20 protein-coding genes are annotated in these 24,434 nt (G+C 72.7%); 12 read left to right on the top strand and 8 right to left on the bottom strand.

Annotation, left to right across the window (positions count from 1 at the left end; translation table 11 throughout):
* Positions 1-37 precede the first annotated feature (37 nt).
* Positions 38-3,409 (bottom strand): SdrD B-like domain-containing protein, encoded by a 3,372-nt coding sequence (locus ITJ48_RS10640; protein WP_194613660.1) that lies wholly within the window; start codon positions 3,407-3,409, stop codon positions 38-40.
* A 90-nt stretch (positions 3,410-3,499) separates the two neighbouring features.
* Here ITJ48_RS10640 and glpX point away from each other — a divergent pair, with 90 nt between their 5' ends.
* Positions 3,500-4,498, top strand: coding sequence for a class II fructose-bisphosphatase (gene glpX / locus ITJ48_RS10635; protein ID WP_194613659.1), 999 nt, complete (start codon positions 3,500-3,502; stop codon positions 4,496-4,498).
* Here glpX and ITJ48_RS10630 read toward each other — a convergent pair.
* Positions 4,495-5,817 (bottom strand): DNA recombination protein RmuC, encoded by a 1,323-nt coding sequence (locus ITJ48_RS10630; RefSeq protein ID WP_194613658.1) that lies wholly within the window; start codon positions 5,815-5,817, stop codon positions 4,495-4,497. The genes glpX and ITJ48_RS10630 overlap by 4 nt on opposite strands.
* 73 nt (positions 5,818-5,890) lie before the next feature.
* Positions 5,891-6,517 carry an exonuclease domain-containing protein gene (locus ITJ48_RS10625; protein ID WP_194613657.1) on the bottom strand — a complete coding sequence of 209 codons (627 nt, stop codon included), beginning with the start codon at positions 6,515-6,517 and terminating at the stop codon, positions 5,891-5,893.
* 108 nt (positions 6,518-6,625) lie between these two features.
* On the opposite strand from ITJ48_RS10625, the gene ychF reads away from it, so the two are divergent.
* On the top strand, positions 6,626-7,699 hold the full coding sequence (ychF, locus tag ITJ48_RS10620) for a redox-regulated ATPase YchF (protein ID WP_123548083.1): 1,074 nt from the start codon (positions 6,626-6,628) through the stop codon (positions 7,697-7,699).
* A 37-nt stretch (positions 7,700-7,736) separates the two neighbouring features.
* On the opposite strand, the gene ITJ48_RS10615 is transcribed toward ychF, so the two are convergent.
* Entirely contained in the window at positions 7,737-8,006 is a 270-nt protein-coding gene (locus ITJ48_RS10615; RefSeq protein ID WP_194613656.1) for a hypothetical protein, read from the bottom strand.
* Positions 8,007-8,525: 519 nt separating this feature from the next.
* Between ITJ48_RS10615 and ITJ48_RS10610 the strand changes: the two genes are divergently transcribed.
* The 6 genes from ITJ48_RS10610 (at position 8,526) to ITJ48_RS16700 (ending at position 16,566) form a co-directional block, all read left to right on the top strand.
* Positions 8,526-10,007 carry a glycosyltransferase gene (locus ITJ48_RS10610; RefSeq protein WP_194613655.1) on the top strand — a complete coding sequence of 494 codons (1,482 nt, stop codon included), beginning with the start codon at positions 8,526-8,528 and terminating at the stop codon, positions 10,005-10,007.
* Positions 10,004-11,989 carry a right-handed parallel beta-helix repeat-containing protein gene (locus tag ITJ48_RS10605; RefSeq protein WP_194613654.1) on the top strand — a complete coding sequence of 662 codons (1,986 nt, stop codon included), beginning with the start codon at positions 10,004-10,006 and terminating at the stop codon, positions 11,987-11,989. The genes ITJ48_RS10610 and ITJ48_RS10605 overlap by 4 nt, the downstream gene beginning before the upstream one ends.
* On the top strand, positions 11,986-13,092 hold the full coding sequence (locus ITJ48_RS10600; protein WP_194613653.1) for a right-handed parallel beta-helix repeat-containing protein: 1,107 nt from the start codon (positions 11,986-11,988) through the stop codon (positions 13,090-13,092). Before ITJ48_RS10605 ends, ITJ48_RS10600 begins: the two co-directional genes overlap by 4 nt.
* A gap of 176 nt (positions 13,093-13,268) precedes the next feature.
* Positions 13,269-14,681 carry a UDP-glucose/GDP-mannose dehydrogenase family protein gene (locus ITJ48_RS10595; RefSeq protein WP_194613652.1) on the top strand — a complete coding sequence of 471 codons (1,413 nt, stop codon included), beginning with the start codon at positions 13,269-13,271 and terminating at the stop codon, positions 14,679-14,681.
* Between the two features lie 123 nt (positions 14,682-14,804).
* The gene (locus ITJ48_RS10590) at positions 14,805-15,716 is read left to right on the top strand and encodes a patatin-like phospholipase family protein (protein WP_194613651.1); all 912 of its coding nucleotides are present in this window, start codon (positions 14,805-14,807) and stop codon (positions 15,714-15,716) included.
* 283 nt (positions 15,717-15,999) lie between these two features.
* Positions 16,000-16,566: a Rho termination factor N-terminal domain-containing protein gene (locus tag ITJ48_RS16700; protein ID WP_194613650.1), complete on the top strand. Its 567-nt coding sequence runs from the start codon at positions 16,000-16,002 to the stop codon at positions 16,564-16,566.
* A 103-nt stretch (positions 16,567-16,669) separates the two neighbouring features.
* Here ITJ48_RS16700 and ITJ48_RS10580 read toward each other — a convergent pair whose 3' ends face one another.
* Both ITJ48_RS10580 and msrA read right to left on the bottom strand, forming a co-directional pair.
* On the bottom strand, positions 16,670-17,878 hold the full coding sequence (locus ITJ48_RS10580; protein ID WP_194613649.1) for a cysteine desulfurase-like protein: 1,209 nt from the start codon (positions 17,876-17,878) through the stop codon (positions 16,670-16,672).
* A 96-nt stretch (positions 17,879-17,974) separates the two neighbouring features.
* Entirely contained in the window at positions 17,975-18,532 is a 558-nt protein-coding gene (gene msrA / locus ITJ48_RS10575; protein WP_194613648.1) for a peptide-methionine (S)-S-oxide reductase MsrA, read from the bottom strand.
* Positions 18,533-18,655: 123 nt separating this feature from the next.
* Here msrA and ITJ48_RS10570 point away from each other — a divergent pair, with 123 nt between their 5' ends.
* The 4 genes from ITJ48_RS10570 (at position 18,656) to ITJ48_RS10555 (ending at position 22,006) form a co-directional block, all read left to right on the top strand.
* Entirely contained in the window at positions 18,656-18,829 is a 174-nt protein-coding gene (locus ITJ48_RS10570) for a hypothetical protein (RefSeq protein WP_192169758.1), read from the top strand.
* 367 nt (positions 18,830-19,196) lie between these two features.
* Complete coding sequence (locus tag ITJ48_RS10565) at positions 19,197-20,822, top strand: ABC-F family ATP-binding cassette domain-containing protein (RefSeq protein WP_194613647.1); 1,626 nt, start codon at positions 19,197-19,199, stop codon at positions 20,820-20,822.
* Between the two features lie 121 nt (positions 20,823-20,943).
* Positions 20,944-21,537, top strand: coding sequence for a MarR family winged helix-turn-helix transcriptional regulator (locus ITJ48_RS10560; protein WP_194613646.1), 594 nt, complete (start codon positions 20,944-20,946; stop codon positions 21,535-21,537).
* Between the two features lie 226 nt (positions 21,538-21,763).
* Positions 21,764-22,006 (top strand): hypothetical protein, encoded by a 243-nt coding sequence (locus ITJ48_RS10555; protein ID WP_192041119.1) that lies wholly within the window; start codon positions 21,764-21,766, stop codon positions 22,004-22,006.
* Between the two features lie 432 nt (positions 22,007-22,438).
* Here ITJ48_RS10555 and ITJ48_RS10550 read toward each other — a convergent pair whose 3' ends face one another.
* Complete coding sequence (locus ITJ48_RS10550) at positions 22,439-23,356, bottom strand: siderophore-interacting protein (protein ID WP_194613645.1); 918 nt, start codon at positions 23,354-23,356, stop codon at positions 22,439-22,441.
* Between the two features lie 14 nt (positions 23,357-23,370).
* Positions 23,371-24,372, bottom strand: a complete 1,002-nt coding sequence (locus ITJ48_RS10545; protein WP_194613644.1) for an iron-siderophore ABC transporter substrate-binding protein — start codon at positions 24,370-24,372, stop codon at positions 23,371-23,373.
* Between the last annotated feature and the right edge of the window lie 62 nt (positions 24,373-24,434).

The following is a 24,434-nucleotide window of genomic DNA, read 5'->3' as shown; positions in this document are numbered from 1 at the left end:
AGCCGGTCAGGGCGGGGGACGGACGCCCCCCGCCCGGTCAGGCCTGGCTGACGGGCCCGTCCGTCTCAGCTCCCGACGACCGTCGCCGACGTGTCCGGAGGGCGAGACCGGCGAGCAGGAGGAGGCCGCCGGCCGCGCCGAGGAGGGCGAGTCCCGCGCCGGTGAAGGCGAGGGCGCGGGGTCGGGCCGCGTCGTCGGCTGTGGCGGCGGCGGCGGCGGCGTCACCGGCACCGGGCCCGACCGGGTCGACCACCGGAGGGTCGACGGGCGGCACCAGGACCGGGTCGACCAGGGCGCCCGCGTCGACGTGGACGTGGGTCGTGACCCCGTCCAGGCCGTCGTCCTCGTCGAGCAGGCGGTCCAGGCGGAGGACCACCCTGCCGTGGCCGTCCGCGTCGGAGTCCGTGGCGGGGTCGTCGCCGGCGCCGGCCACGGTCCAGCCTCCGGGGACGCTGCCGAAGTCGAGCCGGTAGTCGCCGGGGCGCAGCGAGCCGAAGTCGTAGCTGCCGTCCGGTCGGGACGCGCCGGCCCGCGTGACGGCCTGCCCCTGGTCGTCGGTGCCCGTGAGCTCGACGAGGTGTGCCTCCCGGGGAGGTTCGCCGGCTGCGCGGACGCCGTCGCCGTCCTCGTCCGTCCAGACCAGCCCGCTGACCGAGCCGGCCACGACGCGGGTCTGCACGGTGCCGGAGAGCGCCGTCACGTCGATGCCGCCCACCCGGGCGCCGAAGGACGAGGCCCAGACGTCGGCGACGCCGGCCCGTTCCGAGCCCATGACGAGGTGGTGCTCGACGCTGCTCCCGCCCCCGAGGGGCACGTCGGAGTCGACCCGGACCGCGGTCGCGTGGCCGAGCGTGGCCGGACAGCCGCCCCGGCCGAGTTCGGACTCGAGGCACCACGTCGTCGAGCCGTCGGGGGCGTTCGAGGGGTCGGCGGGGTCGAGCGACAGCTCATCGGAGGCGCGCCCGGCGTAGCGGACGATCTCCGAGGCGGAGGCCGGCTCGACCGGCTGTCGGAGGCGAGGAGCCGCCTCCGTCGTCGTGCCGCGGCCGTCGCCGTCCCAGGGGAGCGTGCTGATCAGCGTGCTGTTCGGCAGCGGCTCGGAGCCGGTGTTGCGCGTGGTCAGGGTGAAGACGGCCTGGTCGCCGACGAGGTGGACCGGGGCGTCGACGGTCTCGAGGGCGTCGAAGCCGCTGCCCGCGAGGACGTGCACCGTCCGGTGGGCCACGCGTGCCGACTCGTCCGACACGTCGCGCGACGACTCGATCGTCGCCGTGTTCGTCGCCTCGACCCCCGCGGGGGTGCCCGCGAACCGGACGTCGAACGTGATCGGCCGCAGCGCCTCGCCGACCATCGCCGGGTCGATGGTCCAGGTCAGCCGCTGCCGGGTGGTCCCGTCGACCTCGACCGTGTCCTGGACCGGCGCGTCGGCGGACGAGCCGGTCACGAACTCGCCGCCCTCGGGCAGCACGTCACGGACGGTCACGACCTCCGGCAGGGGATCGTCCGAGGCGTTCGTGAGCGTCGGGTAGAGGGCGTAGCGGAGAGTGCCGCCGGCACTGACGTAGGCGGTCTCGTCGGGGGTGTCCTCCGCGTCGTGCCCGGGGTCCACGATCGCGCTGCGGATGCGGGCGGCGTTGCTGGTGACCGTGAGGAAGTCCGCCCAGGGGCCGTTGGCCCGGTCGGGCTCGTTCCAGTCGTGGGCCCACTCGGCCGAGCTCGTCGTCCTGATGCTCGAGAACGTGCGCAGGCGCACGTGGTTCGCGAGGTCGGGCGCTGCCGTCAGGTGGGTGTTGAACGTGAGCGTCCTCGTCGGCGGGTGGTCGTACGTCCAGCGGACCGCACCCACGGCGGCGGCGCCCCCCGGCGCGTCCCTCGGATCGGAGTGCCATTCCAGGTCGTCGTCGCCGCAGGTGGCGTCGCGGGCGACGGCGGGGTCGGAGGCGTCGAGGGCCGCGAACTCCGGCCGCCCCGTGACGCCGGTGGCGTTGGACGCCGCCCAGTTGCCCGGCGTGTTCTCGCGCAGGGACTGGACGGTGTTGTCGAAGACCGAGCACACGATCGTGCCCCGCCAGCGCCCGAGGCCTCGGTTGTTCAGGCTCGTGCTGGTCAGGAGCGGCTGGGCCGGCGTCACGTAGGGCAGGTCGCCCTTGCCGGACAGGTCGAACGAGGTGCGCGTCGCGGTGTCCCAGCCGCGGTAGCGGGTGGAGCCGCTGATGCCGGCGCTCTCGAGCAGGTTGCGCTCGACCGAGTTGTCGTCGAGGGGCTCACCGGCTCCGTCGTAGTTGGCACGGCCGCTGACGGACGTCGCGACCAGGTCGCGGTAGGTGTTCGTCGCGGTGACGGAGACGCCGAGCGGCGGGGCCGGGACCCAGAGGCTGACGTAGGCGGACACGACGTACGGCTGGACGCCTCCGGCGATCTGGCCGCCCGACACGCTCGTCGTGGGGACGGAGGACAGCGACGTGTCGGTGCCGGCGAGGTCGATGCGCACGGGCTCGCCCGGGGCGCTCTGCGTGCACGTGACGGTGCCCGAGTCGACGACCGCGGAGGACCCGCCGCCGACTCCGCCCGGCGCGGAGCTGATCTGGCCCGTGTTGACGCCGCACGCCGGAGCGCCGTCGACGGGGTGAAGGACGGCCTCGCTCGGTGCGCCCCCGTTCATCTGGGACACGTCGTCGACCAGGCTCAGCCCGCCGGCGAGCTGCTCGTGACCCAGCAGCCCGCCGCCGTCGACGAGTCCCTGCCAGCGGACCTGGAGCGGGTAGACGATCCGGTAGCCGGGCGTCGACCCGTCGAGGCCCGTGGCCGGGGTGAAGGTCGGCACCGAGCGGTTCATGGACAGGTCGAAGCGGGGGACCGCGGAGGTGCGGACGGACGGCACGTCGGCGGTCACCGGATCGACGCCGGCTGCCGAGCCGGAGGCCGTCGGGGTGAGGATGGTGCCGTGCTGCAGGGAGGTGGCGACGGACGCGACGACGCTCAGGCTCCGCGCACCGCTCGTGAGGGTGCCGAGGGCGCAGTGCAGGACGGGGCCCTCGATGCGGGACTCGGACGCGACGCACTCGTCGGGCACGCGCGCCCAGCTCATGCCCGCCGGGGCGTCGAGTCGGAAGGCGCCGGCCTCGGCCGAGCCGCCCGAGGTGCTCATCGTCACGCGGTAGACGACGGCGTCGCCCGTGCGCACGAGGCCGTTGGCGGGCCCGGAGTCCCCGCCCGGCGCGTCGTCGGGGGTGAACCGGCCGAGGCCGTCGGAGGCGATGCCGACGCGGAGGTCAAGGGCGGGGACGGTCGCCTCGGCGGGCTGCGCCGCCACGGCCTGGGCCCCGACGAGCGAGACGGTGGCGAGGGCCGCCGCCGCGGTGAGGAGCACGGCGCGGTGGGCCGCGGCGCGAGGGGGAGCAAGTGTCATGAGCGCCTTTCAGGGCATGAATGTCCGGTGATGAAAGCAACATATCTCATGTCCGCTCGAGGCGCCACGTGCGAGCAGTACGCTGTGGGAATGGCTGACTCGTCCTCCGGGACCCTCTACTCGCACCCCGACCGCAACCTGGGCATGGAGCTGGTGAGGGCGACCGAGGCCGCCGCGATCCGCAGCGCCCCCTTCATCGGCAAGGGCGACAAGAACGCCGCCGACGGCGCCGCGGTCGACGCGATGCGCAAGTTCCTCGGCACCGTCGCCTTCGATGGCGTCGTCGTCATCGGCGAGGGCGAGAAGGACGAGGCGCCGATGCTCTTCAACGGCGAGCACGTGGGCAACGGCTTCGGCCCCGCCTGCGACATCGCCGTCGACCCGATCGACGGCACGAGCCTCACCGCCGCGGGCCGCATGAACGCCCTCTCGGTGATCGCGGTGAGCGACCGCGGCAGCATGTTCGATCCCAGCGCCGTCTTCTACATGGACAAGATCGTCACCGGCCCCGAGGGCATCGGCGTGATCGACCTCGACAAGCCGGTCGGCGACAACATCCGCGCCCTCGCCGACGCCAAGGGCCTCGCCGTCGAGGACATCCAGGTCGCCGTGCTCGACCGTCCGCGTCACGCCGACCTGATCCAGCAGATCCACGCCGCCGGCGCGGGCACCCGCCTGCTGCTCGACGGCGACGTCGCCGGCGGCATCAACGCGGCCCGCCCCGACTCGCGCATCGACATGTGCGTCGGGATCGGCGGCACCCCCGAGGGCATCATCACGGCCTGCGCCGTCAAGGCGCTCGGCGGCCTCATCCTCACGCGCCTCGCCCCGAAGGACGACGCGGAGCGCCAGAAGGCGATCGACGCCGGTCACGACCTCGACCGCGTGCTCGACCAGGACGACCTCGTGAAGGGCGACAACGCCTACTTCGTCGCCACCGGCGTCACCGACGGCGCGCTCGTCGCGGGCGTCAAGCGCAAGCAAGGCATGATCCGCACGTCGAGCATCGTGCTGCGCTCGCACTCGGGCACCATCCGTCGCGTCGAGGCCGACCACCTCGTCTCGAAGTGGTACGGCGAGACCGCCTAGCTCGCCCGGTCGGTCCAGCTCGCCTGGCTCGCCTCACGTTCGTCGGCCACCGCCCTCGACGCCTCGCGGTCGGCGTCGAGGGCGGTCGTCAGTTCGGCCGCCGTGAGGTCTCGAGGCAGTTCTTCCACGACCGTCGGCGAGGTGAGGGTCTTCGTCTCGTCGAGCATGCTCAGGCGACGTGCCGACGGCAGCACCGTGCGCTCGAGCGAGCCCACGAAGCGGTTGTAGTCGTTCACCGAGCCGCGCAGCGACCGGCCCAGCTTGTCGACGTGTCCCGCCATCGTCGCGAGCCGACCGTAGAGCTCGCGGCTGAGGTCGAAGAGGACCTTGGCCTCGTTCGTGACCACGTCCTGCTGCCAGCTGAAGGCGACCGTCTTGAGCACCGACCAGAGCGTGACCGGGGAGGCGAGGGCGACGCGCTTCTGGAACGCGTAGTCCATCAGCGAGGGGTCGGCCTCGAGAGCGCTCGACACGAGCGACTCGCTGGGGATGAACGCGATGACGAGCTCGGGCGACGACTCGAGCCCCGCCCAGTAGGTCTTGGCCGAGAGGGCGTCGACGTGGGCCCGGAGGGCCTTGACGTGCTGCCGGACGAGCACGTCACGACGAGCCGCTTCTTCTCCGACGGCCGTGGCCGGGATGGCGCTCGCCTCGAGGAACGCCGCGAACGGCACCTTGGCGTCGACGGCGATGTTCTTGCCGCCGGGCAGGTGCACCACCATGTCGGGCCGGCCGGCGCCCGCGTCGCTCGAGATGCTGCTCTGCAGGTCGAAGTCGACCCGCTCGACGAGCCCTGCGGCCTGGACGACGTTGCGCAGCTGCGTCTCGCCCCAGACCCCGCGGGTGCTGTTCGACCGGAGGGCGGAGGCCAGCGACTCGGCCGTGCTGCGCAGCCGTTCTTCTGAGGCCACGGCGCTGCGCAGCTGCTCGCTGAGCGTGCCGTACTGGTGCGCGCGTTGTTCCTCCAGCTCGGCGACCTTCGCCTGGACCGCCGCGAGGCTCTGGGCCACGGGGCTGAGGGCCGTCATGACCTGGCCCTCGGAGCGGACCCGCTCGGCCTCGGCGATGCGGGAGTCGCGCAGCCTGTCCTGGAACTCGCGCAGCCGATCCTCCTGGCCGGCGGCCTCGCGCCGGTGCTGCTCGTCGAGGTCGATCAGCCGCTCGCGGTAGCCCTCGACGGTCGCGCGGGCCGCGGCGGCGTCGGCGGAGAGCCGTGCCGTGGCCTCGGCGGCCCGGGACCGGGACAGCAGCACGCCGAGGGCCGTGCCGACCCCGAGCGCGACGACGACGAGGGCCACGAGGAGGAGCGGTGAGGTCATGCAGGGAGTGTCGCAGCCGCCGCCGACACCGGCCGAGAGCGCGCGCCGCGCGCGCCGCGCCCGGCGGCGGCCGCTAGCGGAAGACGACGCGGCGACGCGGGGCCGGGGCTCCCGCGTCGGCGGGGGGCGCGGCGGGCGTGAGCCGCTTCATGCTGACGCGCGCGGTGTCGGCGAGCTGCCGCAGGTCGTCGGCCCCGTGGAACTGCGCCGCGTGCACGACGATGGCGGCGCAGGCCTCGGCGTCGGCCAGGGCGTCGTGGTGCGAGAAGCCCGTGAACCCCGCGGCCGCGGCGGCGAGCGGCAGCCGGTACGAGTCGAGGGCGTAGGTCTTGCGGGCGACCTGGAGGCTGCAGAGGTAGGCCCACGACGGGGGAGTCACCCCGGTCGCGGCGCACGCGCCCTTGATGACGCCCATGTCGAAGCCGGCGTTGTGGGCGACGAAGACGTCGATGCCCGCGAAGTCGGCGATGAGGTCGAACTGCTCGTGCCACTCGAAGGCGTCGACGACGTCGTCGGCCCGGATGCCGTGGATGCGGGTGTTCCACTCGAGGAACGTGTCGTGCCCCGCCGGCGGCTTGATCAGCCAGCCGACCTTGTCGACGACGACGCCGTCGCGGACCTTGACGAGGCCGACGGAGCAGGCGGAGGCGCTGCTCGAGTTCGCGGTCTCGAAGTCGATCGCGGTGAAGTCGATGGGCATCGCACCATGGTGTCACGCGCCTCGGACACTGCCGGGTCGACCCGCGCCTCCTGCGCTCGAGGGCCGACCGGAGGTCGCCCCCGTCGCGCGCCGGTACGATGGCTGACCGTGGCTCTCACTATCGCGATCGTCGGACTGCCCAACGTCGGCAAGTCCACCCTGTTCAACGCCCTGACCAAGAACCAGGTGCTGGCGGCGAACTACCCGTTCGCGACCATCGAGCCGAACGTCGGCATCGTCAACCTGCCCGACCCGCGCCTCCCCGTGCTCGCGGGCCTGTTCGGCTCGGAGAAGATCCTGTCGGCGCCCGTGTCGTTCGTCGACATCGCCGGCATCGTCAAGGGCGCGAGCGAGGGCGAGGGGCTCGGCAACAAGTTCCTCGCCAACATCCGCGAGGCCGACGCGATCGCCGAGGTCGTCCGCGGCTTCGTCGACCCCGACGTGGTGCACGTCGACGGCAAGGTCGACCCCGAGGGCGACATGGGCACGATCAACACCGAGCTGATCCTCGCCGATCTCGAGACCGTCGAGAAGGCGCTGGTCCGCTACGAGAAAGAACTCCGCCTCAAGCGCGTCGAGCCGCTCACCCACGAGACGGCCGTGGCCGCCAAGGAGGCGCTGCAGCGCGGCGAGGCCCTCTCGGCCTCCGGCATCGACCTCGAGCCCATCCGTGAGCTCGGCCTGCTCACCGCCAAGCCCTTCATCTACGTCTTCAACGTCGACGAGTCGATCCTCACCGACGACGCCAAGAAGGCCGAGCTGTCGGCCCTCGTCGCCCCGGCCGAGGCCGTGTTCCTCGACGCGAAGATCGAGTCCGAGCTGATCGACCTCGACCCGGAGGACGCCGCCGAGCTGCTCTCGTCGACGGGCCAGGACGAGTCCGGCCTCGACCAGCTCGCCCGCATCGGCTTCGAGACCCTGGGTCTCCAGACCTACCTCACGGCAGGCCCGAAGGAGACCCGCGCCTGGACCATCGGCAAGGGCTGGAAGGCCCCCCAGGCCGCCGGCGTCATCCACACGGACTTCGAGAAGGGCTTCATCAAGGCCGAGGTCATCTCGTACGCCGACCTCGTCGAGACCGGCTCCATCGCGGAGGCGCGCTCGGCCGGCAAGGCCCGCATCGAGGGCAAGGAGTACGTCATGCAGGACGGCGACGTGGTGGAGTTCCGCTTCAACAACTAGTCGGCACCGAGCAGCCGGGCAGTGTCTTCCGCCCCTGTCAGCCGATCCGGTAGACGATGCCCTCTCCTGCTGCGGCTCGTCGGGACACGAACTCCTTCGCTCGCTCCAGGTGGTAGCCCACGTAGCTGACGTCCTCCCGCAGTCGATCTCCGACTCGACCGTTCTCGACGTACATCGCCAGCACGTCGACCTTGTCGATGTCGGCCAGCTCCCGAGCCACGACTTCGACCTCTGCTGGGGTCAGGATGCCGTAGTGGCACAGGTACCCGTTCTCGTAGCCGTCCGGGTACGTGACGTCTCCCCGCACGAGGTCGAGGCCGGTGCTGGGGAGGAACGGTGGTCGCCCGGACGGTGCGGGGCGCCGTCGCCCCAGCACGGACCGGCGGGTCGCGACGGGTGAAAGATCTCGGCGCACGGATGGTCGGGGTCGAGCTCACGCGCACCCCGGCCGGGCGCCACGTACCCCCCGAGACAGCCTCCCGGGCCTGATACTGATGAGTATCCCCAGTGCCTGGGCGGCCCGCGTACCCCGAACCCGCCGGGTCACCCGTTCGGGGGGACGGGTGGTCCCGTCGGGGCAGCGTGAGATTCACTCAGGACCTCCTTGACGGCGTCACAGCGCGTCCCTACTTTGAGGGACACACGCCGGTACCCCACCTCGAGGCCCGAACCTCGAGGTCCCGTGCGGAGAGGTCCTGAACCCCTCCCCGACCCGACACGGAGACCGTGACGCGCCCCTCCCGAGGCCGTCCACGCGGTGGCACGCCTCCCGAGGCTGCCCGTGCCTGCGCGCCTACCCGACCCCTGCCCACGAGGACCCGCACCCATGAGCGTTGGTACAGCCCTGTCCACGGACTTCCAGGTGGCCCTCACCTGGCCGACCGTCGTCGACGCCTTCCACACCGTCCAGCCCTACTTCCCGATCGCGATAGCCGGCACCATCGTCTGGCTCCTCTGGCTCTACCGGGTGGTGCTCTCCGCCCGCGCGAAGCCGATCGAGAGCGACTTCCGCTCGACGACCTCCGTCGTCGTCCCGTCGTACCACGAGGACCCCGACATCCTCATGCGCTGCCTCGACTCGTGGCGCGAGCAGGGGCCCGACGAGATCATCGTCGTCCTCGACCTGATCGACCTCGAGGCCTACGACCGGATCACGGCCCTCGGCGACCCGAGGGTGACGCCGGTGCTCTTCCACCACGTCGGGAAGCGGTCGGCCCTGGGGGCCGGCATCCGCCGCGCCACCGGCGAGATCCTCTTCCTCACCGACTCCGACACCTCCTGGACCCCCGGTCTGCTCGCGAACGCCCAGAAGCCCTTCGCGGATCCGCTCGTCGGCGGGGTCAGCACGCAGCAGAACGTGTACCAGCGCCGGACGAGCGTGTGGAGGCGCGTCGCCGACTGGCTGGTCAACCTGCGGTACTACAACTACGTCCCGGCCATGGGCGCGGCCGGCGCGGTCGCGATCATCTCGGGCCGCACCGCCGTCTACCGCCGCAGCGCCGTGCTGCCGGTGCTCGAGAACCTCGAGAACGAGTTCTTCCTCGGTCGTCGCTGCATCTCCGGCGACGACGGGCGGCTCACCTGGCTCGTGCTCGCGAGCGGCTACAAGACCGTGCACCAGTCGTCGGCGAAGGCGCTGTCGATGTTCCCCGACACGTTCTCCGCGTTCGTGAAGCAGCGCGTCCGCTGGAGCCGCAACTCCTACCGCACCTACTTCACCGCCATCGCCAAGGGCTGGCTCTGGAAGGTGCCGTTCGTGACGAAGGTCACCGTCATGCAGATCATCCTCACGCCCGTCACGATGGGCCTGACCGTGGGGTACCTCGTCTTCAGCCGGCTGGACGCGACCGCGCTCGGCATCGGGGCGACGCTCGCTTGGGTGCTGCTCAGCCGCGGCGTGCGCGGCTTCTCGCACCTGCGTCGGAACCCCGGCGACCTGCTCATCCTGCCCCTGGTCGCGGCCGTGGTGATCTTCATCTCCCTGCCGATCAAGGTGTTCGCGCTCGTCACGATGAACAAGCAGGGCTGGCTCACCCGCCACGCCGACCGCATCGGCGGGGACGGCCAGACGGCGTCCTCCCTGGTGAGCGAGTCGAGCGCGAACGGCCTCGCGCCCGGCGTCCCCGGCGAGCAGCCGGTCCGCCCCGGCGGTCGTCACGGCGGCCTCCCGCCGGCACCCGTGTCGCCGCCCGTCGGTGTTCCCCCGGTCGCCGTGCCCGCAGCCGCGCCGGTGCCCGCAGCCGCGCCGGTGCCCGCCGCCGCGCCGGTGCCCGCCGCCGTGCCCGTCCCCGAGGAGGTGACGGCATGACCCGCGGCACCCGTGCCACCCGGCACATCGCCCTGCAGCGCCTGTCGGCCGTTCTCGTCGCGACCGTCGTCGCGGGCGGTGCGGTCCTCGCGGGCGCGACCAGCGCCTCCGGGGCGTCGTCCGACCCCGACCCGGCGACCTCGTCGTCGTCCGCGCCGAGCACCTCGTCCGCAGAGCCTGCCGACGGGCGCGTCGACGCCGCCGGTGTCGCGTCGTACGGGGGCGACCCCGAGGCGGAGGCGCTGGTCTCCGCCACCGAGGACCGCCGCCTCATCGAGGTGCGCGCCATCGCCAACGCCGCCGACTGGAGCGGCGTCGCGCACTACAAGCCCTACCGGCTGGCGACGGGCACCCTCTACACGCTGGTGCTCGTCGAGCGGGAGGCGCCCTACACGCTGGCCGACCTCGAGGAGCTCGCCCCGCGCACGTTCCGTCGCGAGCCCGACGGCAGCTGGCTGCTCAGCGAGAACATCGTCGTCGAGGACGGCGCCACCCTCGACCTCAGCGACGACGACGGGCTGACGCTGCACCTGCAGTCGAACTCGGAGGCGTTCGCCTCGATCGTGACGCTCGGCGGCTCGCTCGTCGTCGCGGGCACCTACGACGAGCCGACGCGCATCAGCAGCTGGGACCCGGACGCCGGCGCGGTCGACACCGACACCTCCGACGGACGGGCGTACGTCCGCGTCGTCGGCGGGCACACCGAGCTGAGCAAGGCCTTCTTCACCGACCTCGGCTTCTGGAGCGGGATGACGGGCGGGGTCTCGATGACCGGGACGGACATCCCCGACAAGGGCACGGACACGCTCGCCCGCAAGGGCACCAACGCGAGCGCGAGCGACGAGGCGGCCGCCGCGGCCGCCGCCGAGGAAGACGCGACGACCGAGGTCTTCGGCACCGAGCTGCTGCCGACCGACGAGGCCAGCGTGCTCGACATGGAGCCCGACCTGAGCGGCTACAGCTACGTCTCGGCGATGGTGCGCGACGTCACCTTCGAGGGCAACGCCTTCGGGCTGTTCGTCACGAGCGCGGACGGCGTCGTCGTCAGGGACAGCGCGATCGCGGACAGCCTCGTCGACGGGATGGTCTTCCACCGGAACGTGTCGAACAGCGAGGTCGAGAACACCACCTCGACCGGGAACGCGCTGGACGGTTTCGACGTCGACCGCGCCTCCTCCGGCATCGTGCTCGAGCGCCTGACGGCGGAGGGCAACGGCCACAACGGCATCACGATGAACGGCCGCGCCCTCGCCGAGGGGCCGAGCGCCACCGGGATGCCGACCGGCGTGTACGGGAACAACTCGCTCTCGAACAGCAAGTCGAGCGACAACGCCCGCTACGGCGTCGAGGTCATCGGCGGCACGGACATCGAGATCGACGGCAACACCCTCACGGGCAACCAGGTGGGGATCGTCGTCGGCCAGGGCGCCGACCAGGTCGCCCTCACCGACAACACGATCGAGGACTCGGCCCTGCAGGGCATCGCCCTGCGCGACGCGGGCACCGGCGGCACGATCTCGGGCAACACGATCTCGGGCGGAGACATCGGCATCTACCTGCGGAACGCGGGCGCGGACATCACGCGCAACACGGTCGAGGACGTCGAGAACCACGGCATCACCCTGATCGGGGCCACCGGCACGTCGGCGATCACCGACAACGTCCTGTCGGGCCGGGGGCCGAGCGCCGTCGACACCGCCCGGACCGAGGGAGCCGTCCGCGCCGACAACGACGTGAGCGACTGGCGCAGCACCAAGCCGCTCGGCGTCGTGCTCCGGTCGATCTTCCAGCCGCTGACGATCATGTGGCTGTGCCTCGGCCTCGTGTTGCTCGTGACGGCGCTCACGAGCGTCGGCCGCGGACGTCGCGGCTTCGTCCACCCCTACGCGAACCTGGCGCCGCTCGCGTCGTTCACCCGCGGCGAGGCGTCTCGCGACGACCTCTCCTCGCCCCCCACGACCCGTCGAGGAAGCACCGCATGATCGAGAAGTTCCGCACGCACCCCCTCCTGACCGCCGCCGGCCTCGTCGTCGCGGGGGCGATCGTCGGGGGCGTGGCGGTCAGCGCACTCGGTGCGGGCCCCGATTCCGGGGGAGGCGCCGTCAGGACCCCGGCGGCCGGGGCCACCTCCGCCCCCCTCGAGGAGGCGACGCCCACCCCGAGCTCGACGCGTCCGGTCGCGCCCGCCACGGCCAGCGACGTCTGCGCCGACCCGACCGTCTCGGTCTCCTCGGCCGACGCCCTGACCGACGCCCTCGCGGACGCGGCGCCCGGCGACGTCCTCCAGCTCGAGCCCGGCAGCTACGTCGGCAACTTCGTCGCGACCGTGTCGGGCACCTCGGACCAGCCGATCGCCCTCTGCGGCCCGGCGGACGCCGTCCTCGACGGGGACGACGTCGACGACGGCTACGTGCTGCACCTCGACCGTGCCGAGTACTGGCACCTCGAGGGGTTCAGCGTCACCAACGGCCAGAAGGGGGTGATGGCCGACGGCACCGTCGGCAGCACGCTCACCGGCCTGACCGTGAGCCACATCGGGGACGAGGCCGTGCACCTCCGCGCCGGCAGCACCGACAACGTCGTGTCGTCCAACACCATCAGCGACACCGGCAACCGCCGGGAGAAGTTCGGCGAGGGCGTCTACGTCGGCAGCTCGAAGAACAACTGGGGCGAGATCAGCGGCGGCGAGCCCGACGCCTCCGACCGCAACGTCATCGAGGACAACGACATCTCCGACACGACGGCCGAGAACATCGACATCAAGGAGGGGACCACGGGTGGAGTCGTCCGCGGCAACACCCTCGACGGCTCGTCGCTCACCGAGGGCGACTCGTGGGTCGACGTCAAGGGCAACGGCTGGACCATCGAGGCCAACACCGGCACCTCGTCGACCATGGACGGCTTCCAGACGCACGAGCTGCTCGAGGGCTGGGGCACGGACAACGTCTTCACCGGCAACACGGCCACCGTCGACGGCCCCGGCTTCGGCTTCTCGCTGACCCCCGAGCTCGGCAACCGCGTGCTCTGCGACAACGTCGTCACCGGCGCCGCCGAGGGCGACTGGAACGTGGAGTGCGTCCGCTGACGCCGGCCGCCCCGGCGGTCGACGCCGCTCCTCCCGCCTGACCCGCACCGGCACCCGAGCACCTCCACCCGAGCAACCTCACCCGCGCACCCCCACCCGAGCACCTCCACCCGAGCACCCCGCACCGCCCACGCACCCCTCACCCGACCCCCCGCACCTGCCCTGGAGGCACCGCCATGCCCGACCTGACCACCCCCTCCCTCCCGCCCGTCGTCGCGAAGCCCCGCCTCACCGTCGTCGGGACCGGCTACCTCGGTGCCACCCACGCCGTCTGCATGGCGGTCCTCGGCTTCGAGGTGCTGGGCGTCGACGTCGACGCCGCCAAGGTCGAGGCCCTGAACGCCGGCGTCGTGCCGTTCTTCGAGCCCGGCCTGCCCGAGAAGCTCCGCGAGGCCCTCGACAGCGGTCGTCTCACCTTCACGACCGACTTCGACGCCGCCGCCGAGTTCGGCGACGTCCACTTCATCTGCGTGGGCACGCCCCAGGCTCCCGGCTCGATGGCGGCCGACATGCGCTACGTCGACGCGGCGTTCGGCGAGCTCGCCCGCCGCATCACGCGGAAGGCGCTGCTGGTCGGCAAGTCGACGGTGCCCATCGGCACGGCCGGTCGCCTCACCGAGCTCGTGCAGTCGGTGTCGCCGGTGGGCGACCAGCTCGAGCTCGCCTGGAACCCCGAGTTCCTGCGTGAGGGCTTCGCCGTGCAGGACACCCTGCACCCCGACCGCCTCGTGTTCGGGGTGCAGTCCGAGTGGGCCGAGCGCCAGCTGTCCGCCGCGTTCGCCCCCGTGCTCGCCGAGGGCACGCCGGTGGTCGTCGCCGACCTCGCGACGTCCGAGCTGGTGAAGGTGGCGGCGAACTCGTTCCTCGCCACGAAGATCTCGTTCATCAACGCCATGGCCGAGGTGTGCGAGACCACGGGGGCCGACGTCAACCTGCTCGCCCAGGCGCTGGCCCACGACTCCCGCATCGGCGGCCGGTTCCTGAAGCCCGGGCTCGGCTTCGGCGGCGGCTGCCTGCCCAAGGACATCCGTGCCTTCGCCCACCGGGCCGAGGAGCTGGGCGTCGGCCAGGCGGTGTCGTTCCTCAAGCAGGTCGACGACATCAACAACCGACGTCGAGTGCGCACCGTCGACCTCATCAGGGAGATGGTGGGCGGCGACCTGACGGGCAAGCGCGTCGCGTGCCTCGGCGCCGCCTTCAAGCCGAACAGCGACGACGTCCGCGACGCACCTGCCCTCGACGTGGCCCGGATGCTCTACCTGGAGGGCGCGACCGTGACGGTCTTCGACCCGGAAGCGAACGAGAACGCCCACCGTCGCTACCCCGACCTCAACTACGCCCCCAGCATGATGGCGTGCGTCGTCGACGCCGACGCGGTCGCCCTGCTGACCGAGTGGCAGCAGTTCCGGGACGCCGACCCGGACGACCTCGCCCGGCTGGTGCGCCACCGCCGCGTCGTCGACGGCCGCCACGCCCTCGACGCCGACGACTACCGGGCCAAGGGGTGGGAGTTCCGCGCCCTCGGCCGCCCGGCGCAGTCGCGCACGGTGGCGTTGGTCTCGGACACCCGGGACGAGGTCGCGGTCTGACCCGAGGTCGGTCCGCCGGCACGCGGCCGTGACGACCGGACCGAGGGTGGGCACGGGCTGAGTGCCGTGCCTGCCCCCGGTCGTAGCGTGGGCCGGTTCCCACCACGCTCACCAGGAGGTCCCATGACCGACACCGCCCCCACCACCTCCCCGGCCCCGGCCGGACCCCGCACCGCCGTCGTCCTCGGCGGCGGCGGCATCACCGGCATCGCGTGGGAGCTCGGCGTGCTCGCCCGCCTGCTCGAGGCCGGCATCCCGCTCGGCGACGCGGACCTCGTGGTCGGCACCTCCGCGGGCTCGGTCGTCGGCACCACCCTGCGGCTCGGCGCGGGCGGCATCGCCGACGCGTACGCCGAGCAGCTCGTGCCCGCGACGGCGACCCCCGAGGCCGCCCTCGACGGCGAGGACTTCCTGCAGCGCATCGGCCAGGCGATCCAGGGCGCGACGAACGCCGAGGAGGCGCGGGCCCGCCTGGGTGCGCTCGCCCGGCAGGTGCCCGTCACCGGCGACGAGCCCGAGCTGGTCAGGGCCATGCGCGACCGCTTCGGAGCGGACGCAACCTGGCCCGAGGGGCCGCTGGCGATCTGCACCGTCGACGCGACCGACGGCGAGTTCCGGGTGCTGACCGCCGCCTCCGGTGTGCCCCTGCACGTGGCCGTCGCGGCCAGCTGCTCGGTCCCGCTCGTCTGGCCGACCGTCGAGGTCGACCGACGGCCGACCATGGACGGCGGCATCCGCTCGGGCACCAACGCCGACGTGGCCGACGCCGCCGAACGGGTGCTCGTCCTCTCGTGCGGCCCGGAGCTCGCGCAGTCCCCGCTCGGACCGACCCTGCCCGGCGTCGTCTCGACCCGGATGGGCGCCGACCGCCCCGTCTTCGTCATCGAGGCGGACGCCGAGAGCCTCGCCGCCTTCGGCGCGAACTCCCTCTCGAGCGCGAACCGCGGCCCTGCCGCCGAGGCCGGGCGTCGTCAGGCCGAGGGAGTCGTCGAGGCCGTCCGCGAGTTCTGGGCCGGCACCGCCGCCGGCGCCTGAGCAGGGGACATCAAACCGAGACAGATACGTGTCCGCCGTGCAACAGCTGGCCGGTGCGGCGGTCGGATCGGCGGGATCACTCTCAAATTACGGGCAGGGCAGGTCGCGCGGCGCGGCACCGGCCTCGAACACCCGCTAGTGGACCGTGCACCACGTCGTTTCGGGGTGTTCCGTCCACTCTGGGGTGCTTCGTGCTGACTGGGAGACGCCTCCGAGCGGGCTGCTGACCGGCTGGACCAGTGCCAGGCTGAGGACGACCCCGCACCCGATCCGAGGAGGCCCCGTGGCCAGCACGAAGAAGCTCCAGAAGGCCGCGACCGCGGCGCTCGACTCCGCCCTCGACGCCGTCGTCGACGCACGGAAGGGCGTCAAGGCGCTCGCCAAGGCCGACGGTGCCAAGAAGACCAAGAAGGCGCGCGGCTCGGCCGAGGACGCCCTCGACACCGCCGCGAAGAAGATCAAGGACGCCGAGAAGGCGACGAAGAGGGCCGTCAAGAGCGCGACGAAGAGCGCATCGGGGGGCTCGTCGAAGGAGGCGCCCACCGCCTCCCCGGAGGCGCCCGCCACCCCTGCCCGGAAGCCCACGAAGACGCACGAGCAGGTCGAGGCGGAGGTCGCGCAGAAGTCCGTCGTCCCGACGACGAGCGCGCCGAAGGGCCCGAGCGCGGCCTACACGCCCCCGCTGCCGCACGCCGACGAGACCACGGTCACGGCGCACGACGGCTCTGAGGCGCACGTCGACCTGCACGCCCAGACCCTCGTCTCGCTGCGTCAGCTCGCGACCGACAAGGGCGTCACCGGCGTCTCGCGCCTCACGAAGGCCCAGCTGATCGAGAAGCTCCAGGCCTAGCCGCCCGGCCTTCCGCCCGGCCGACGGGCGCTGAACCGGCGCGAACTGTTGACGGGCTCGGCCCGCAGGGCAGTTCGCGCCGGTTCGCTGTCGCGGGTGCGGCTCAGCCGGCGACGAACTCCTCGATGCCGGCCACGAGACGGTCGACGTCGGACTGGTCCGTGTAGGGGGCGAGGCCGATGCGGAGCCCGGTCGTGTCGTCGTCGAGGCCCATGGCCTGCCACGCCTCGATCGCGTAGAAGTGCCCGGCCGGCGCGAGCACGTCGCGCGTCGCGAGGTGTGCGGCGAGCTCGCGCATCGAGCGACCCTCGATCGTCACGTAGAGCGTCGGCGTCCGACGGGCCGCCCGCGAGCGGACCGTGAGGCCGGGCACCTGCGCGAGCCGTTCCTCCAGCGCGACGCGCAGCGCGGTCTCGTGTTCGTGGACCGCCGCGAAGGAGGCGACCAGTGCCTGCCTGCGGCCGGTCGCGTCCCCGGGCGCGATGCCGGCCAGGAAGTCGACGGCGGCCGTCGCCCCGGCGAGCTGCTCGTAGGGGAGCGTGCCGAACTCGAAGCGCTCGGGCACGACGTCGGTCGACGGCAGCAGCTTGGCCGGCCGGATGCCCTCGAGCAGCTCGGGGTCCGCGCCGAGCACGCCGCAGTGCGGGCCGGCGAACTTGTAGGGCGAGCAGACGACGAAGTCGGCTCCGAGCGCGGCCCTGTCGACGAGCTCGTGGGCGGCGAAGTGGACCGCGTCGACCCAGACCAGGGCGCCGACGGCGTGCGCCCGGTCGGCGATCGCCGCCACCGGCGGCTGGGTGCCGAGCAGGTTGGAGGCGGCGGTCAGGGCGACGAGGCGCGTGCGTCCGGTGATCGCTGCGACGACCGACTCGAGGTCGAGCTCGCCCGTCGCGGGATCGAGCTCGATCCACCGGACGGTCGCACCGGCGGCCTCGGCGGCCTGCACCCACGGCCGGATGTTCCCGTCATGGTCGAGCCGGCTGACGACGACCTCGTCGCCGGGGCCCCACGAGGCCGAGAGGTGGCGCGAGAAGTCGTAGGTCAGCTGGGTGGCACTGCGCCCGTGGATCACTCCCGCCGCCGGGACGCCGAGGAAGTCGGCGTAGGCGGCGCGGAAGGCCTGGACGGTCGCCTCGCTGTTGCGCTCGGAGGCGGTGCTCGTCCCGCGGATCGAGGTGGGCCCCGTCATCGCGGCGAGGATCGCCTCGCCGACGATGCGCGGCGTCTGGGTGCCGCCCGGTCCGTCGAAGTGGGCGATGCCCGACGAGAGGGACGGGTAGGCAGAACGGAGGGCGGCGACGTCGAGGGGCATGCACCCTGCTTACCAGGTGCCGCTGCCCTCGCCGTCGCCGCCCGCGTCGTCACCCCGAGAAGAGGTGCCGCCCATCGGCGTCAGGCCGACCGGAGGTCAGCTCGCGACGGACTCCTGCTCGCGCTTCGGCAGGACCCAGCCCGGGCGCACGAAGTGGCAGGTGTAGCCGTTGGGGAGCTTCTCCAGGTAGTCCTGGTGCTCCTCCTCCGCCTCCCAGAAGTCGCCGACGGCCTCGACCTCGGTGACGACCTTGCCCGGCCACAGGCCGGAGGCGTCGACGTCGGAGATGGTGTCGAGCGCGGTCGCGCGCTGCTCGTCTGACGTGTAGAAGATCGCCGATCGGTAGCTGTCGCCGATGTCGTTGCCCTGGCGGTCCTTCGTCGACGGGTCGTGGATCTGGAAGAAGAACTCGAGCAGCTCGCGGTAGCTGATCACCGAGGGGTCGAAGACGATCTCGACGGCCTCGGCGTGGCCGGCGTGGTTGCGGTAGGTGGCGTTCGGGGTGTGGCCGCCCGAGTAGCCGACGCGGCTCGAGACGATGCCGGGTCGACGACGGAGCAGCTGCTGCGCGCCCCAGAAGCAGCCGCCGGCGAGGACCGCTCGCTCGGTGGTGGTGCCGGTGGAGGAGGAGGCGTCGGGTGCGATGTCGTTCATGAGGGGGAATCTACGCCCGACGTCCGACAGTGCCGTGTGGCCGGGCCGAGTGCTGGCTGTGCACGGCGTGCAGTCTGTGCCTCGGAGCTTGCGCCGCCGCCGCGCCCCGGGGAGGATCGGGGGATGGAGTCCTTCATCATCGCCCTGATCGTCCTCGGATCCGTGGTGGTGATCGTCGGGATCGTCATCGCCCTCGTCACGCCGGTGCTCTCGGGCCTCCTCGAGCGTCGCGCGGCGTCGAAGGGCCGCCTCGCGGCCGAGTCGCCGTACCGCACGCCTCGCGCACCCCGCCGCTGAGCAGGGCGGCCGCGCACTCGCCGGCGTCGTCGCGACTGACCGACCGGGTCGACGGGGGAGTGGTGCCTCGGGAGCGCAGCCCTGCCGTGAAGCTCATCGACGCTCCGCGAGGCACCTGACCGGGGGTTCACGACGTCCCGGCCTGAGATCACGGTACGACGGCCCCGGCGAGATCACCAATCGCAAAACCCCTGGTCAGGGCAGGTAAAATTCCTAGACACGCTAGCGATGCGGCGCGACCAGGCATTTCCCCCCGACACGCCCGGGTCGGGCTCTGTCCGTTTCGCGCAGTCCTGAGGCGTCCTCGTCGACGCGACGGGCACCTCCTCGGCTCGTCGGCCCCGTCCCGCCCTGGGATGATCGTCGGATGAGCCTCATCCGACTGCACGACGTGTCCGTCCGCTTCGAGAACGCCCCCGTGCTGCGCGAGGCGTTCTTCCGGCTCGAGCAGGGCGACCGGGTCGGCCTGATCGGCCGCAACGGCTCGGGCAAGTCGACGCTGCTCAAGCTCGTGCTCGAGCAGGTGCAGCCCGACGCCGGCACGGTCACGGTCGAGCCGGGCACCCGCATCGGGTACTTCTCGCAGTTCAGCGAGCTCGACGGCACGTCGACGGTCACGGAGGTGCTGCAGGGCCTCTTCGAGGGCGTGCGCGCCATGGAGGCCGAGCTGGCCGAGATCGACTCCGCCATCGCGGTCGCGGCGGTCGACCCCGACCAGGGCGACGAGCTGACCCGGCTGATCGACCGCCAGGCCGAGCTCTTCGCCGAGATGGACCGCCAGGACGGCTGGGACTACCCCCGCCACATCGACACGGCCCTCACGACGCTCGGCTTCACCGACGAGCACCGCTCGCTGCCCATCGACGACCTCTCCGGCGGCTGGCGCAACCGGGCGGCGCTCGCGAAGATCCTGCTCGAGCAGCCCGACGTGCTGCTGCTCGACGAGCCCACGAACTTCCTCGACGTGGCCGGGGTCGAGTGGCTCGAGCAGTGGTTCCGCGACTTCCGCGGCGCCGCCGTCGTTGTCTCGCACGACCGGCAGTTCCTCGACGCGGTCGTCACGCGCATCGTCGAGGTCGAGGCGTTCCACCTGCACGAGTACCCCGGCGACTTCGGCGAGTACGTCGTGCAGAAGCAGTTCCGGCTCAAGACGATCGAGCAGCAGTTCGCGCACGAGTCCGAGCTGCTCGCCTTCGAGTCCGAGGGCATCGCCGACCGGCGCGAGGCGGTCAAGGTCGCCAAGGCCGCGAAGGCAGGAGGCGCGGGCGGCCTCACGAAGGAGCTCGCGAAGATCAAGAAGCAGCGCGCCCCTCGCCCGGTCGACCAGATCATCACCGAGATCTACGGCGGACTGCACGTCAAGGACGTGCTCTGCCGCGTGGAGGGGCTCGGCAAGTCGTACGGCGACCGCGTGCTCTTCGACGACGTCTCGTTCGAGCTCCGTCGCCGCGACCGGATGGTCGTCTCGGGCTCGAACGGCAGCGGCAAGAGCACGCTGCTCCGCGTGCTCGCGGGCGAGGAGCGAGCCGATCGGGGCCGAGTCGACTGGGCCGGCGGGGCGCGCGTCGTCTCGTACGACCAGGTGCTCGCCGACCTCGACGACCAGGACACGGTGACCCACGCGGTGAACGCCATGCCGGACAGCCTCGCGCTCACGGCCACGCGCAAGTCGGTCGGTCGGTTCCTCACCATGTTCCAGTTCTCGGAGGCCGACGTGAAGCAGCGGATCGGCGCGCTGAGCGGCGGCCAGCGGGCCCGCGTGGCGATGGCGCAGTGCCTGCTGTCGGGCGCCTCCGTGCTGCTGCTCGACGAGCCGACGAACCACCTCGACCTCGCGAGCACGCAGGTGATGGAGCGGGCGCTCGTGCACTTCCCGGGCGCGGTCGTCGTCGTCAGCCACGACCGCTTCTTCAGCGAGAAGGTCGGCAACCGCCGGGTCGTCTTCGGGGCGGAGGGCGCCGCGGTCGGCGAGCTCGAGGTCGGCACGGCCTGAGCCCGGCCTCCGGCTGTCCGCGCGCGCAGCGCCGGGGGTGTTGACTAGGCGTGCTGCGCCAGTCAGGTCTGTCGTGGAGACTCTCCTCCCGCGAGCACCGACACCCAGAAGCGAGGCCGTCATGGCCACCCCCGCACCGCACGCCGCCGAGACCCTCCCGCCCCAGGCCCCCGACGCCCAGGAGGGGCCCGACGACTCCCAGCCCGCCCTTCGGAACGCCCAGGTGGTCGGCACCGGCATGCCGCTCCTCGAGGAGCGAGCGCCGACCGACGCCGCGAGCGAGATCCTGGCTCGGATGCGCCGGGTCCGCGACGCCGACATCGCCTTCGCCCTGCAGCTCCGTCAGCAGCTCGACCTGAGCGGCAACGACCTCGCGGCCGTGACGCTCATCCAGCACTGCGAGGCCAAGGGCACGAACGCCCACGCGAAGGACATCGCCCACCAGCTCGGCGTCACGAGCGCGGCGGCCACCATCATCGTCGACCGGCTCGTCGCCCTCGGCCACGTGCTGCGCACCGACGACCCGAACGACGGCCGCCAGCGCATCCTGAGCCTCACGCCCAGCACCTGCGAGCTGCTCGAGAACGCCACCCGGGATGCGGACCGGGCGCTGGCCGAGCTGGCCGCGACCCTCTCGACCAGGGAGCGGACGCGGCTGACGACGCTGCTCGACGCGGTCGCGGAGATCCTCGACGCCGGGCCTGCCACCTCCTAGAGCGGTCCGCGAGGGTCGGTCGCGATCTATCCGCATTGCGAAGTCCCTCGCACGATTAGCTTCGTGCATTAGGTACAGCCCGCGCCGGGGCATAGCGTCGGGGTACCGGATCTTCCCCTCCGGCGCCCTCCGCCGATACGCCGCCAACATCCTGGTGGTCCTTCGCGGGGCGCTGTGCACCCGGTTGACGCGAGGCCAGCTACGCCTCAGATCACGGCCGTGTCCCATGACGACGATCGATCCTGTCCGAACTGCCGCCCGCCCGCTCCTCCACGTCCGTGAGGTGCCCGCGCCGGCCACCCGCCCCCCGCTCGCACCCCGTGGCGCGAGCAGCTACACCACCGCTCCCGGTGCCGTGCCCGTGCGCATCGGCTCCTACCGTCGTGGCGCTCGTGCGTCGCGCCCCGCAGCCCCGGTCGTCGCGGCCGAGCTGACCTACGGCGACTTCTTCGCCACGCCCGGCGCCTAGCGCCGCGGCGTCGCCCTCCCGCGACGCCACCTCCTCCTCCGGCACCGTCCGGCAGTCGGCACCCCGACGCACCCGTCCCGTCCCGTACCCCGGGCCAGGGCGACCCCCACAGCTCCCCTCACCCGAGAGGCACCACCGTGACCCAGACCCCGTTCACTCCCGCCCCCGTCGTCGACCACCTGTCCGTCGCGACCGAGGCCATCGACGTCATCTCGCTGATCTCCGCCCAGGACGCCGCGTGACCGCCGCCGAGCTGGCGGCGCTGCCGCCCGAGGCGCTCGTCGACCTCGTCCGGCGCGTGTTGCGCGAGCCCGCCACGCGCTAGGGCCCCTGCCCCGTTGCGCTCGCGTGGCGTCGAGACCCCCGAGAACCGCCGAGACCCTCCTGCGCGCAGGAGGGTCTCGGCGGTTCCGCGCGGTGTCGACGCCGACGTCAGTCGGCGAAGAGCGCCCCGACGGGCTCGCGCTTCTCGGCCTGGAACGCGTCCTCGACGCGACCGAGCGCCCAGTAGGCGCTGAGCGACAGCGACGACCGTTCGAGGCCCCAGGTGTCGTGCAGGACGACCCGCGCCTCCTTCATGGCACCTCGCTCGCCGTGGGCGAAGACGCGGAGCGGCGACGTGGGCGGCTCGAGGCCGCGGAGCGCCGTCAGCAGTGCGCTGCCCGGACGCGCGCCGGCACGGTGCAGCCAGCGGAGCTCGACCCCGTCGGGTCGTGCGAGCACGAGCTCGTCGTCGGGCCCCTCGACCTCGATCAGCGCCAGCCCGCGGGCGTCGGGCGCCATCGACTCGAGCGCGGAGGCGATCGCGGGCACCGCCGAGTCGTCGCCGAGCAGCAGGTCGGACACGGCGGGGTCGTCGGACGGCGACCAGAGCCCGCCCGGGCTCGACATCTGCAGCCGGTCGCCGGGCCGGGCCGCGAGCGCCCACGGCCCCGCAACGCCCTCGTCGCCGTGCACGACGAAGTCGACGGCGAGCGTCCGCGCGGCGGGGTCCACCGAGCGGATCGTGTACGTCCGCCGCACCGGCAGCTCGTCCGGCTCGAGGCGGCCGCGCAGCTCGTCGAGGTCGAACGGCGGCTGCAGCTCAAGGTCGGGGCGCGGGGGCAGCAGCAGCTTGACGTAGCGGTCGGTGGCCGCGAGCTGGTCAGCCCCGGCCTCGACGAACCCGTCGAACGCGTCGCCGCCGAGGTGCACCCGCACGAGGTGCGGCGACAGGCGCTCGGTCCGCTCGACCACGAAGACGTGCTGGGCGCGCACCGGCCGGGCGGGCCGGGCGCCCGGCGCGACGGGCGCGGCCGCGGCGTCGGGCGTGGCGGCGGCGGGGGCCGAGGAGGCGGCGGCGTCGGTCATGCAGGGCTCCCCGATCAGCTCTGGGTCGCCGTCTCGAGCAGCGGCACGAGCTGGTCGAGGGCGTACTGGCGCGAGAGCGCGCTGCTCAGCGAGTACGCGGCCGAGACGTCGCCGTCGATGACGAGGTCGTGGCCGGCCTGCACGGCGGGCACGGCCTTCCACTGCGGGTCGTCGGTGATCTCGGTCGTGTCGATGTAGATCGGGAACGCGACGATCACGTCCGCGTCGATCACGTCGAGCTGCTCGGACGAGATCGTCACCGAGAACCCGCCCGAGTTCGGCGTGAGGGCCGCGATCGCGGGGTTCTGCTCGAAGCCGAGCTCCTCGAGCAGGTCGACGCGCTCGCTGCCCTCGACGTAGGCGCCCCAGCCCTCGCTGGTCTTCGTGGCGGCCGTCACGGTGAGGCCAGCCCACTCGGGGTGCGCCTGGGCGATGGCCTCGACGGCCGACTCGCTCTCGTCGACGAGGCGGTCGCCCTCGTCCTCGAGGCCGAGGGCGGTCGAGACGAGGTCGAGCTGGTCCTCGAAGTCGGTGAGGTAGTTGTCGCCGCCCTCGGGCACGCCCACGGTCGGGGCGATGCTCGAGAGGCGGTCGTGCCGGTCCTGGTCGCCCGAGCCCTTGGTGTCGAGGATGAGGTCGGGCTCGAGGGCTGCGATCGCCTCGTAGGAGGGCTCGAGCGTGCCGATGATCTCGGGCGACTGGTCGTAGAGGCCCTGGGCCCAGGGGCCGACGCCGTCGGCCTCGTCGCCGAAGGCCAGCCAGTCGGAGGCGCCGACCGGCTGCACGCCGAGGGCGAGCGCGGTCTCGGCGTCGCCCCAGCCGAGGGCGACGACGCGCTTCGGCTGCTGGTCGATCGTGACCTCGCCGAACTTGGTGTCGACGCTCACGGGGAACGTGCCGGCAGCGACGCTCGGGCCGCTCGTGGCGGCGGCGTCGTCGGAGGCCCCGGCGGAGCAGCCGACGAGGGCGAGGGAGGAGGCGGCCAGGACGGCGACGAGGGTGACGGGGGAGCGCATGGGGGTGTCCTCGGGATTCGGGGGCGGGGTGCTGGCTCGCGTCGGGGCGAGACCCAGGTGAG

This window comes from Frigoribacterium sp. VKM Ac-2530 (genome assembly GCF_015350835.1).
Taxonomy (GTDB): Bacteria; Actinomycetota; Actinomycetes; order Actinomycetales; family Microbacteriaceae; genus Frigoribacterium.
The sequence above is the reverse complement of the archived record's forward strand: the minus strand, read 5'-3'. Positions and strand labels throughout refer to the sequence as shown.

Coding starts and splice junctions, on each gene's coding strand:
- ITJ48_RS10590 (WP_194613651.1), top strand. CDS start 14,805: ATGACCGACACCGCCCCCACCACCTCCCCGGCCCCGGCCGGACCCCGC.
- ITJ48_RS10580 (WP_194613649.1), bottom strand. CDS start 17,878: ATGCCCCTCGACGTCGCCGCCCTCCGTTCTGCCTACCCGTCCCTCTCG.
- ITJ48_RS10610 (WP_194613655.1), top strand. CDS start 8,526: ATGAGCGTTGGTACAGCCCTGTCCACGGACTTCCAGGTGGCCCTCACC.
- ITJ48_RS10600 (WP_194613653.1), top strand. CDS start 11,986: ATGATCGAGAAGTTCCGCACGCACCCCCTCCTGACCGCCGCCGGCCTC.
- ITJ48_RS10555 (WP_192041119.1), top strand. CDS start 21,764: ATGACGACGATCGATCCTGTCCGAACTGCCGCCCGCCCGCTCCTCCAC.
- ITJ48_RS10550 (WP_194613645.1), bottom strand. CDS start 23,356: ATGACCGACGCCGCCGCCTCCTCGGCCCCCGCCGCCGCCACGCCCGAC.
- ITJ48_RS10640 (WP_194613660.1), bottom strand. CDS start 3,409: ATGACACTTGCTCCCCCTCGCGCCGCGGCCCACCGCGCCGTGCTCCTC.
- ITJ48_RS10565 (WP_194613647.1), top strand. CDS start 19,197: ATGAGCCTCATCCGACTGCACGACGTGTCCGTCCGCTTCGAGAACGCC.
- ITJ48_RS10560 (WP_194613646.1), top strand. CDS start 20,944: ATGGCCACCCCCGCACCGCACGCCGCCGAGACCCTCCCGCCCCAGGCC.
- ITJ48_RS10625 (WP_194613657.1), bottom strand. CDS start 6,517: ATGCCCATCGACTTCACCGCGATCGACTTCGAGACCGCGAACTCGAGC.
- ITJ48_RS10630 (WP_194613658.1), bottom strand. CDS start 5,817: ATGACCTCACCGCTCCTCCTCGTGGCCCTCGTCGTCGTCGCGCTCGGG.
- ITJ48_RS10545 (WP_194613644.1), bottom strand. CDS start 24,372: ATGCGCTCCCCCGTCACCCTCGTCGCCGTCCTGGCCGCCTCCTCCCTC.
- glpX (WP_194613659.1), top strand. CDS start 3,500: ATGGCTGACTCGTCCTCCGGGACCCTCTACTCGCACCCCGACCGCAAC.
- ITJ48_RS10605 (WP_194613654.1), top strand. CDS start 10,004: ATGACCCGCGGCACCCGTGCCACCCGGCACATCGCCCTGCAGCGCCTG.
- ITJ48_RS10570 (WP_192169758.1), top strand. CDS start 18,656: ATGGAGTCCTTCATCATCGCCCTGATCGTCCTCGGATCCGTGGTGGTG.
- msrA (WP_194613648.1), bottom strand. CDS start 18,532: ATGAACGACATCGCACCCGACGCCTCCTCCTCCACCGGCACCACCACC.
- ITJ48_RS10595 (WP_194613652.1), top strand. CDS start 13,269: ATGCCCGACCTGACCACCCCCTCCCTCCCGCCCGTCGTCGCGAAGCCC.